We start from the raw sequence: 10,206 nt of genomic DNA, 5'->3' as shown, positions 1-10,206 counted from the left end.
CAACACCATCCGCGATTGCAGCTCGTGCCGGACGCGCACCAGAGCCAGAACCTCACTCTTGAGGCCCTCACCGTCCAGCTGCCACGCTCCCCGACTGTCCATACTCAAAGCTTAATCGAACATACTTTCGATAACCAGAGACAAACCGGACAACTTCAAACAGGTGGGTGGCTCGAGACCTATTGAAGTACAGGCTCGTTCACGACTGATACAGCGCTAGGTCGGAGTGACTATCGCAAAGTTCGGATCCGGCTCGTCGAGGTACCCGGCAAGTTCTGCGAGCTTCGCCGGGTCGCCGGAAACCGAGATGGTTCCATTCGCAATCTCGGCACCCAAGTCCACACCACCGAGCAGCACACCGAGTAAGTCGCGCCGACTCAAACTGAACATCGCATCCACAGACCCAGCATCTGCAGACCCACCTTCCACGTCGAAATGGATCAGAACTCCGTTGCTGAGTTCCGTTCGGTGAACGATGTTTTCGTCAGTGATGTTCCAATCGACGACGATGTGCGAGCCCGCTGCGCGCACTCCGTCCACGCGCAGCGATACTGCATCGAAGACTTGACTTACCGACAGCGCTGCGGTGATGTCGGGCGCCGCGGCAACCGTGGGCGTCCCCACTGAGCCGTTGCGCAGTTCGTATGCACCGGTGAGGTAGAAGTTCCGCCATGTGCCGTTCTCGGCGCCGTACCCGAGTTGCTCGAAGGTATCGGCCTGCAGATTCTTGGCCTCGACGTTGTCCGGTTCAGCGAAGACCACGTAGTTCACCACCTGCGCAACCCAGCGAAAGTCGCCGCGCTCGTACGATTCCCGAGCTTTCCGTAACACTTCTGCTGATCCGCCCATGAACTCCACGTGACGCTTGGCCGATTCGACGGGTGGATGCTCCCACAGATGCGCAGGGTTACCGTCGAACCAACCCATGTATCGCTGGTAGATGGCTTTGACGTTGTGACTGACGGAACCGTAGTACCCGTGCGTGTGCCACGCTTGCGCCAATGCAGGTGGCAGCTCGATCGATTCGGCGATCTCGAGACCGGTCCACCCCTGATTGATTCGACGAAGTGTCTGATCGTGAAGGTACCCGTAGAGGTCGCGCTGCAATGACAGGAACTCGGTGAGCCGTTCGGTCCCCCACGTCGGCCAGTGGTGGGACGCAAACAGAACGTCGGATCGTGAGGCGTAACGATTGATCGATTCCGTCAGGTACGCAGACCAGACATGAGGATCTCGTACCAGGGCACCGCGAAGCGTGAGCAGGTTGTGGAGAGTATGAGTTGCGTTCTCCGCCATACACAGTGCGCGCAAATCCGGGAAGTAGAAGTTCATCTCGGACGGGGCCTCGGTTCCGGGCGTCATCTGGAATTCGATCCGAACGCCGTCGATCGTCTCCGTGTGACCTGTCTTCGAGATCGACACCGTCGGCGAAATGAGCGTCGGTGTGCCGGTTGAGGTGGTCTGCCCCAACCCGGCTCCGACGCTACCTCGGGGACCTCGGGGTAAGGCCGCCCCGTACATGTAGGCCGCGCGTCGAGCCATTGCCGTTCCCGCATAGACGTTTTCCTCGACCGCGTGCTCCACGAGCCCGGTGGGTGCGACGATCACGCATCGCCCGGCGGCGACGTCGTCGTCGGTGGTCACTCCTTTGACCCCGCCGAAGTGGTCGATGTGCGAATGCGTGTAGATCACCGCGACAACCGGTCGATCACCACGATGCTCCCGATACAACGCGAGACCAGCGGCAGCGGTTTCCCGGGAGATCAGTGGATCGATGACGATGATTCCGGTATCTCCCTCGATCAACGTCATGTTCGACAGATCAAGTCCGCGAATCTGATAGATCGAATCCGTCACCGCAAAGAGTCCCTGCTTGGCGACCAACTTCGACTGACGCCACAAGCTCGGATTGACCGTTGGCGGGCAGTCCTCGTCAAGGAACGCGTAGGAATCGTTGTTCCACAGGACTTTTCCGTCCGAATTGGAAACCAGCCCCGGATCGATTGCGGCGACGAAACCCCGCTTCGCCTCGGTGAAGTCGGCGTCGTCGGAGAACGGTAGAGTCTCGGCGACTCGGGCGTTCGCGGCTTCGATTGCGGCCGATGCCGCACGTGGGTCGATCATAAGTCAGCCTTTAACGCCGAATTGCGGCAATGCGCATTGCCGCAATTGAAGAGAACAGCAGGGCTAGCTCAGCAACTGCGCCTTTGCCGCCGCGAACTCGGCATCGGTCAACACGCCGGACTGATGAAGCTGTCCCAACTCCTGCAGCTTGGAGACCAGATCGTCCGCGCCTGAAGGGGGAACGGACTGCACGGGGGCGACCTGCTGCTGCGGCGGCGGCTGTTGCTGCTGGTACTCCTGCTGATATTCCTGCTGCTGCTCGCTGGCCTTTCGTTGACTCCGTCGATCCATGGCGTTGGACGTCGCCTTTGCGGTTCCAGCCACTACCGCCGTGCGCGCCACCGTGCCGAGCAACCCCGGCCGCCCTCTGCGTCCACCTCGAAAAACCATGCCGAACTCCTTGGGTAATTGTCGCTACTGAAATGCTGCTTCGACCGCTGCGACGACTACCTCGCGCGGTATCTGAACGTGAAGGACTACGTCGCCGCCGCCACCGCGAACCGTCGACGCGAGCTCACGCGCCCACGTCTGCTCGTAGACGATGACTGCGGCGGACGTTCCCGGTTCGAGTGACTCACGGACCACGTCCAGGTCCTCGTCACTGATCAATGCCTTGGCTTCGATGGACAGAATCGCCAGTCCGATGTCGGTGAGATCTTCGTCAACATCGATCTGCGACACCTGTCCGTCCGCGTCCTTGGCGATGTACACGAGGTCAAGCAGAGTGACAAAACCTCGTTCCACCACGTTCTGCAGCGCGGCGACAGCTTCAGGATCCACAGTTGAACCTGGGAATGCCAGCACCACGAGCTCGACCGGTCCGATGTTCATTGCGTCGTTCATCCATCAAGCCTGGTGGCTCGGACGCTTGGGAACCTCACCCGCAGGGGATGAATTACCCGATGCGATCGAGTTATTTGTTGCGACGAATGACTTCGCGAATCGGCCGTACGTGTACGCCTTCTGCTGCGAGGGCTCGCCGGGCTTTGCCTCGGGTGACGAGCACACCGACGATACCGAGAATCCAAACTGGATATTGCACCATCCAGGCGACACGGAATCCGTCGAACGTGTACCCGCCCATGTGTCCGAGGATGACGCCCATCACTTGAATCACGATGAGGGAAGCGAGGAATCCCCCGATGTTGACCATGCCCTGCGCGGTGCCCATCGCCGAACTCGGATTGGATGTGCGCGCGTAGTCGAAGCCGATCACCGAACCCGGCCCACCCACCGAGATGACGACCACCAGGATCGTCAACAACCAGAGCGGAGACGGTTCGCTTCGTGAAAGCACGATCGTCCACATGAGCGCGCTGGCCACCATGATGGTGAGAACCAACCACGATCGACGCATGGGATAGCGACCGGTGAGAATACCGAGGATCGGGCCGGCCACGATTGCCGAGATGACTGACAGCGTCAGCAGCGAGCCGACCGTCGTGGAGTCGAGGCCTTGAGCCGATTTCAGGTACGGCACACCCCACAGCAGCGCGAACGTCGTGATCGAGAACTGAGTCCCCATGTGGCTGAAGAACCCGAGTCGGGTGCCGGGCCGCATCCACACCGTCTTGATCTGTCGCCCGATCTCCTTGGCGCCCGCCGGCACGGCGACCAGGTCGGCACCGGGAGGCGCGTCGCGGATGACACTCAACGCCAGCGCAAACGCCAACAGTCCGACAGCGGCAGCGCTGCCGTAGGCAAAAGTCCAGCCCGGTCCGGACAACAGCAACATGAACGGAAGCGCAGACATCACCTGGCCCAGCTGACCGAGGATGCCCGTGAACTGCGAGACCAACGGCACCTGCCGGGGCGGGAACCACTGCGGTACCAACCGCAACACCGAGATGAAGGTGAGTGCATCCCCGGCACCGACGGCAATACGTGCACCGATCGCGACGGGCAGCGATTCGGTGAAGGCGAGAGCCAACTGCGCGGACATCATGATGAACGCACCGACTGCGATCATGATCCGCGAACCGTAGCGGTCGAGGAGGACTCCCGCCGGAATCTGCATGCCGGCGTACACGACGATCTGCAGCACGACGAAGCTCGACAGAACGCTGGGCGAGATCGAGAACCGATCAGCAGCAGACAGACCCGAGACGCCGAACGAAGTGCGGTGAAGCACGGCGATCACGTAGGCAAAAACACCGACACCCCAGACCAACCACACTTTTTTCATCGGGTCTGTATGTTACTCCTGTCTTTCGCAAGGCTCAGGACATGATTATTCGCGGCCCTGAGACACCCAATTCAGATCGGCTGAACGGAAGCCTTCGGTGATCGCGGCGAGGGAGTCGAGGCGAGCGATCTGGTCTTCGCTCAAAACGATGTCCAACGCTCCGGCGTTTTCGGTGACTCGTGCAGCGAACCGAGTGCCGGGAATCGAAACGGAAGGCAACCCGTACTGGCGGCCCTTGGCATCGAGCCATGCCAGGGAAACCTGTGCAGGCGTCGCGCCGAGCTCCTCACCGACGGCGCGGACCACGTCGAGAACCTTCTGATTGGCGGGAAGTGCGGAGTCCGAGAAGCGGGGGAAGCGTCGGCGTAGGTCGTTGTCACCGAGCGTCGCCGCATCGAACGATCCCGCCAAGAAGCCTCGGCCCACAGGTGAAAAGGGCACGAACCCGACTCCGAGTTCCGCCGCGGTGGGTACTACCTTGTTCTCGACGTCACGGCTCCAGATGCTCCATTCCGACTGGATCGCCGCGATCGGATGTACCCCGTACGCACGACGCAGTTCGTCACCGGTCGCCTCGGACAGTCCGATGTTGCGGACCTTGCCCGCCTTCACCTGCTCCGCGATCGCGCCGACGGTGTCTTCGATCGGCACGTTCGGGTCGACCCGGTGCAAGTAGTAGAGGTCGACATGATCGACGCCGAGTCGTCCCAGAGACTCGTCGAGTGCCCGCGGCACGTAAGCCGGGTCTCCGTTGATCCCGCGCTGACCGTTGGCGATGTTGCCGACCAGACCGAACTTGGTCGCCAACTGCACTTCCTCCCGGCGGTCTTTGAGAAGCTCTCCCACCGCCCGCTCACTCGATCCCTCGCCGTACACGTTGGCGGTGTCGATGAACGTGATCCCGATGTCCACCGCATGGTGCAGCGTGGCGAGCGCCTCGGCCGGATCCACCGGGCCGTAGACCGGGGCGACGGACATCGCGCCGTATCCCTGGGCGCTGACAGTGAGACCTTCGGCCAGAGTGACGGTGGGGACGGTCATGAAAACTCCTCGATTCGACTGAGCGACAACCCCGACAGTCTTCACCGAATCGAAGCCTCACGCACCGATTAACGTCACGCTGATCGGGTTACCCTCGAGTGATGGCATTCGATTGGCTCGAACTCGTACTCACCGCCCACCGCGAATTCGGTTCACGACTCGCTGCGGTCGAGGACTGGAACGCACCCACGCCCGACTCCGACTGGCACGTCGAACACCTCGTCCGCCACGTCATCGAGGAGCAGCAGTGGGTACCGCCGCTCCTGGCCGGACTGACGGTCGGCGAGGCGACACCGGACATCGTTCCCGTCGGGGACGACCTGTGGACCGAATGGCAGAAGTACTCCGATGCCGCAATCAAAGCGTGGAAATCGACGGACCTCAGTGCCCACGTTCACCTCTCGTACGGCACGGTGAAGGTGGAACCCTATCTGCGCCAGCAGACCTCGGACGTCACGATCCACACCTGGGACCTCGCGCGAGCGGTCGGAGCAGACGAGCGACTCGATCCAGACCTCGTCGAGGCCGTCTGGTCCGACCTCGACGGGCAGCGCGACATGCTCGCCGAGAGCGGACTCTTCTCCGATCCCGTCGACCTCCCGGACGATGCGTCGTTGCAGGACAAGCTGATTGCCCTGACCGGTCGCGATCCTCGTTAGACGTTCAGCGACACACCCGTCGTGCGAGCGACGCCGTCCCAGCCGCCGGCAGGTGCACCGAGGCCGAGCAGAGCCGCAACCGTCGGCGCGACGTCGATCGTGCGAGCCTGCGTGTCGATCTTCCGTCCACCGTCCAGAGCGGGATGTCCGCCGCTGAGGAAGAACGGAATGGGCAGTGTCACGAAGTGACCGTGGTTGCCGGGAATCGGGTTGGACAGTGGAGTCGGATCACTGAACCGCCAGCCCTGAGCGCAAAACGCAACGACGTCACCGGCATTGGTGCCGAGATCGAATTCGGCGGGGAGGTGGCTGGATTCGACGCCGTCCACACCATCCACGATCTGCTGAATCCGGCTGACGGCTTCCGCCCGTTCGCCATCGGGCCCGATGAAGTAGATCAGGTCTGCGCCGCCGTTCTGGGCGATTCGAATCTTGCCTGCCAGCAACGGGTCCGCGTTCAGCGGTCGATCCAAGCCGATGAGCCTCGCGGGCTCCGACCAGTCCATCGAGTGGTCGGCCAACACGATCAGAATGCTCCGATTCCAACGACCCGTGTCATGAAGGAAGTCGACGAAACGGCGAACCTGGTTGTCGGTGTTCTGAAGTGCAGCCGTGCGGGCGATACGGATGGACGGACCGGACAGATCCAGGTGCCCGACCCGATCGACGTCGCCGAGGTTGGTGAACGAGAGCCGCGGCGAGTTCCCGCCGACGATACGGATCAAGGCGTCGATCGTGAAGTTGTCCGGCGCATGCTCGGTACCGGGAACGAGCGGCTGAGGATCCCACACCAATGAGGCGCGGTCACCGAACAACCCGTGCAGGTAGTGCTTGGACAGCACACTCGCAGTGGTCAATCCGAGTTCGGTGCGTACCCGATCCAGAACCGTCGATGCCTGCAGGTCGGAAGGCCGATCGAGGTCACGCTTCTTGTCGATGGCCGGATCGTAGACGGAGTTGGCGGGTACGCCCGAACGCGCCGGCAGCACTCCCGTCATCATCGCCGTGTGGTTCGGCAGCGTCTCTGCGATCGTGATGGCGCTGGCGTCCGGGTAGTGGATACCGCCGGCCGCAAGCCCGGTCAGCGTCGGGGTGAGCTCCGATCGCAGCTCGTCCGGCCGCATGCCGTCTACGACTATGACATGCACGTCCAGGTCTGGGATTCCGGCGCTGGTGGGAACACTCGCGCGAGCGGGCGTTCCGAGCAATGCCGTTCCGGCGACAACACTTCCACCGATCAAAACGCTACGACGCGAAACTTCGATACTCACTGGTCGACTCCTGGTCGGTACGAGGCCTGATCGAGGGCGGCCGAGGTGGGTGAGACTCTACTGCCCGCGCCTGCCGGCAGACGGTAGCTCACGGCGTAGTGCGCATTGCTCTGCGGATTGGTGAGATCGTCGACGTAGTACCAGTCCATCTGAGTACCTTCGCGGGCAATTTCGAATACGCCGTAGCCGTGCGAATCCAGTTCGACGTACCGCACGTGGCGGTTCACGGCCTTGAATGCTTCTTCTGCCGCAACGGTTACCGTGCGCGGTGGCACTTTCAGCATGTCGTCGATATTGGGCGACGTCACCGACGGGACGACGAACTCGGCGCCGACGGTCGGCCCACCCGGATAGTTGGCGGCGTTGGTCGGTAGGTCGCAGGCCCATGACGTGTGGATGTCACCGGTGATGAAGACGGTGTTGTCCACACCGTTCGAGGTGATCGTGTCGAAAAGCCTGGTGCGGTCGGCGGTGTACCCGTCCCACTGATCCGTGTTGTACGGGACACCGGCCTGCGGCACTCCCACCAGTTCGGTCAACGCCGCGGTGGTCGCCGGTTCCAGCGGCGGGAACACGCAGGGCGTGATCATGACCGGATTGCCGACGACCTTCCACTGCGTCGGGGAGGTGACGATTCCGTTGGTCAACCAATCCATCTGTGCGCGTCCGGTAATGGTGCGCGACGGATCGTCGACCTGCTTCATGGTCGGTTGCTCGTCGCGGTAAGTACGCAGATCGAGCATCGAGATCTCGGCCAGATTCCCGAAGCGGAACCGACGATACAGCTGAACGCTCGAACCACTACCCGACGGGCGGACGGGCATCCACTCGAAATATGCCTTGGCCGAGTTGGCCTTTCGATCTGCCCAGTCACCTTCGACACCGGGAGTGTGGTTTTCGGCGCCGTCCCGGTACGCGTTGTCGGCCGATTCGTGATCGTCCCACGTGGTGATGAACGGGAGCTTCAGGTGCAGAGCTGCCAGATCCGGGTCTGTCTTGTACTGCGCGTGCCGAATTCGGTAGTCGGCCAGCGAAATGATCTCGTGGGCCGGCTCGTGAAGGCGAACGGATCCGTTTCTCGCGCCGTACTCCCCCTGCCCGTACTCGTAGATGTAGTCACCGAGGTGGATGATCGCGTCGAGGTCTTCGCGGAATGCGAGGTGACGATAGGCACCGAAATACCCCGCCTCCCAGTTGGAGCAGGACACCACGCCGAAGCGGAGACGATCGAGATCTGCCGAGTTCGACGGAGCCGTGCGGGTGCGGCCCACCGGAGAAACAGCCGAACCCGCAGTGAATCGGTACCAGTACGTCGTCGACGAATCGAGTCCGGTGACGTCGACCTTCGCGGTGTGATCGGAATCCGCCGAAGCAGCAACACTTCCGGACGCAACGACGCTCGCGAACCCCTCATCGGTCGCGACCTGCCAGTTGAGAGTCACCGCCGGCCCGACGCCGGAACCGGGCGTCGCGTCTGCCGTCGGGGTGATGCGGGTCCAGATGATCACCGCATCCGGCAACGGATCACCGGATGCCACGCCGTGCGCGAAGCCCGGGCTGCCACCCGGAACCTCGGCACCGGCGTGGCTCGCCGAAGCGACACCGAGACCTACTGCGCCGGCGAGGGCCGCCGATCCCTGCAGCAGGCCACGTCTGGATATTCGATCGAAGGCATTCGTGTGCACGCTAGGAGTGAACCCGCACCTGAACGGGCGTTCAAGAGAGCTTCGGGATGTTCACCCAGGCTTCGCCTGCGCTTCTCTGGAAGTTTGATCGAGTCGATCCCGATCACAACCGGTAATCGAGGGCCGAGCCTCGAACCACACCGACCTTGACTCCGATGTAACCGCCGAGTGCACCCCCGGCCGCGATCAGGATCCAGAACGCCGGCGGAAGCAGAGCCTCGGACCCGTCGACCTCGGAGAACGCGGAATAGCCTGCGATCAACGCGCCGAACAGGATGGGCAGTATCAGCAGAGCGGCAAAGAAAGTCACCCACACCGATACGAAGCGGCCCTTCCACCGGGCAATCTCGTGCAGAACCGTCAGAACGACCAGGAAGACACCACTACCGGTCAAGAAGGCGGCCAGAACTGCAAATCCGAAAGCCGAAGTCAGTTCCGACTCCACGTGAATCCCCCTGTACGTCAATCACCTGCACACTCAGCCCCAACTGCGATGCGACGAGTCTATTCACGACGGACGGCGTTTGTCGGCAAGTCGAGTCGCTCGTCTGCCGGAAACACACCCCGCTGACGCCTATGCTTGGAAAATGACCGAACCCGACATCAAGCCCAGAAGTCGTGACGTCACCGACGGACTCGAAAAGACCGCAGCGCGCGGCATGTTGCGTGCAGTAGGAATGGGCGACGACGACTGGGTCAAGTCGCAGATCGGCGTCGCCTCGTCCTGGAACGAAATCACGCCATGCAACCTGTCCCTCGATCGCCTGGCCAAGGCCGTCAAGGAAGGCGTACGGGAAGCCGGCGGGTTCCCTCTCGAATTCGGCACTATCTCCGTCTCCGACGGCATTTCGATGGGGCACGAGGGCATGCACTTCTCCCTCGTCTCCCGTGAAGTGATCGCGGACAGCGTCGAGACCGTCATGCAGGCCGAGCGTCTCGACGGATCGGTTCTTCTCGCCGGCTGCGACAAGTCGTTGCCCGGCATGATGATGGCGGCGGCCCGCCTCGACCTCGCCAGCGTGTTCCTCTACGCCGGCTCCACCCTCCCCGGCGTCGCCAAACTTTCCGACGGCAGCGAGCGGGAAGTCACCGTCATCGACGCGTTCGAGGCGGTTGGCGCCTGCTCGCGTGGGCTGATGAGCCGCGCCGACGTCGACACCATCGAACGGGCGATCTGCCCGGGCGAAGGCGCGTGCGGCGGCATGTACACCGCCAACACGATGGCCAGCGCCGCCGAGGCC

10 protein-coding genes are annotated in these 10,206 nt (G+C 62.4%); 2 read left to right on the top strand and 8 right to left on the bottom strand.

Annotated elements, in window-relative coordinates:
• Window positions 1-216: 216 nt before the first annotated feature.
• The 5 genes from RWT78_RS24340 to RWT78_RS24320 form a co-directional block, all read right to left on the bottom strand.
• A complete protein-coding gene (locus RWT78_RS24340; RefSeq protein WP_054187441.1) occupies window positions 217-2,124 on the bottom strand; it encodes an alkyl/aryl-sulfatase in 1,908 nt (635 codons plus the stop codon).
• A 63-nt stretch (window positions 2,125-2,187) separates the two neighbouring features.
• Window positions 2,188-2,514: an SHOCT domain-containing protein gene (locus tag RWT78_RS24335; RefSeq protein ID WP_003939954.1), complete on the bottom strand. Its 327-nt coding sequence runs from the start codon at window positions 2,512-2,514 to the stop codon at window positions 2,188-2,190.
• A gap of 24 nt (window positions 2,515-2,538) precedes the next feature.
• Complete coding sequence (locus RWT78_RS24330) at window positions 2,539-2,967, bottom strand: DUF6325 family protein (protein WP_007732604.1); 429 nt, start codon at window positions 2,965-2,967, stop codon at window positions 2,539-2,541.
• Window positions 2,968-3,037: 70 nt separating this feature from the next.
• Complete coding sequence (locus RWT78_RS24325; protein ID WP_003940393.1) at window positions 3,038-4,309, bottom strand: nitrate/nitrite transporter; 1,272 nt, start codon at window positions 4,307-4,309, stop codon at window positions 3,038-3,040.
• 45 nt (window positions 4,310-4,354) lie between these two features.
• Complete coding sequence (locus tag RWT78_RS24320) at window positions 4,355-5,350, bottom strand: aldo/keto reductase (RefSeq protein WP_054831209.1); 996 nt, start codon at window positions 5,348-5,350, stop codon at window positions 4,355-4,357.
• 101 nt (window positions 5,351-5,451) lie between these two features.
• On the opposite strand from RWT78_RS24320, the gene RWT78_RS24315 reads away from it, so the two are divergent.
• Window positions 5,452-6,009, top strand: coding sequence for a TIGR03086 family metal-binding protein (locus tag RWT78_RS24315; RefSeq protein WP_007732609.1), 558 nt, complete (start codon window positions 5,452-5,454; stop codon window positions 6,007-6,009).
• Here the strand turns inward: RWT78_RS24315 and RWT78_RS24310 are convergent.
• The 3 genes from RWT78_RS24310 to RWT78_RS24300 all read right to left on the bottom strand — a co-directional run bounded on the left by RWT78_RS24310 (window position 6,006) and on the right by RWT78_RS24300 (window position 9,410).
• On the bottom strand, window positions 6,006-7,280 hold the full coding sequence (locus RWT78_RS24310; RefSeq protein WP_314681508.1) for an alkaline phosphatase family protein: 1,275 nt from the start codon (window positions 7,278-7,280) through the stop codon (window positions 6,006-6,008). The two genes, RWT78_RS24315 and RWT78_RS24310, sit on opposite strands and share 4 nt — an antisense overlap.
• Complete coding sequence (locus tag RWT78_RS24305; RefSeq protein WP_314681507.1) at window positions 7,277-8,965, bottom strand: alkaline phosphatase D family protein; 1,689 nt, start codon at window positions 8,963-8,965, stop codon at window positions 7,277-7,279. Before RWT78_RS24305 ends, RWT78_RS24310 begins: the two co-directional genes overlap by 4 nt.
• 103 nt (window positions 8,966-9,068) lie before the next feature.
• Window positions 9,069-9,410 (bottom strand): hypothetical protein, encoded by a 342-nt coding sequence (locus RWT78_RS24300; RefSeq protein WP_003940142.1) that lies wholly within the window; start codon window positions 9,408-9,410, stop codon window positions 9,069-9,071.
• Window positions 9,411-9,552: 142 nt separating this feature from the next.
• Between RWT78_RS24300 and RWT78_RS24295 the strand changes: the two genes are divergently transcribed.
• A partial coding sequence (locus RWT78_RS24295; RefSeq protein WP_314681505.1) for a dihydroxy-acid dehydratase occupies window positions 9,553-10,206 on the top strand: 654 nt, incomplete at its 3' end.

This window comes from uncultured Rhodococcus sp., from assembly GCF_963525155.1.
In the GTDB taxonomy this organism is placed as follows: Bacteria; Actinomycetota; Actinomycetes; order Mycobacteriales; family Mycobacteriaceae; genus Rhodococcus_F; species Rhodococcus_F qingshengii.
This window is presented reverse-complemented; position numbering and strand designations above follow the sequence as displayed.

Bases quoted from the DNA above. Each gene is read 5' to 3' on its own strand.
- RWT78_RS24325 (WP_003940393.1), bottom strand. From the start codon at position 4,309: ATGAAAAAAGTGTGGTTGGTCTGGGGTGTCGGTGTTTTTGCCTACGTG.
- RWT78_RS24320 (WP_054831209.1), bottom strand. From the start codon at position 5,350: ATGACCGTCCCCACCGTCACTCTGGCCGAAGGTCTCACTGTCAGCGCC.
- RWT78_RS24330 (WP_007732604.1), bottom strand. From the start codon at position 2,967: ATGAACGACGCAATGAACATCGGACCGGTCGAGCTCGTGGTGCTGGCA.
- RWT78_RS24335 (WP_003939954.1), bottom strand. From the start codon at position 2,514: ATGGTTTTTCGAGGTGGACGCAGAGGGCGGCCGGGGTTGCTCGGCACG.
- RWT78_RS24340 (WP_054187441.1), bottom strand. From the start codon at position 2,124: ATGATCGACCCACGTGCGGCATCGGCCGCAATCGAAGCCGCGAACGCC.
- RWT78_RS24315 (WP_007732609.1), top strand. From the start codon at position 5,452: ATGGCATTCGATTGGCTCGAACTCGTACTCACCGCCCACCGCGAATTC.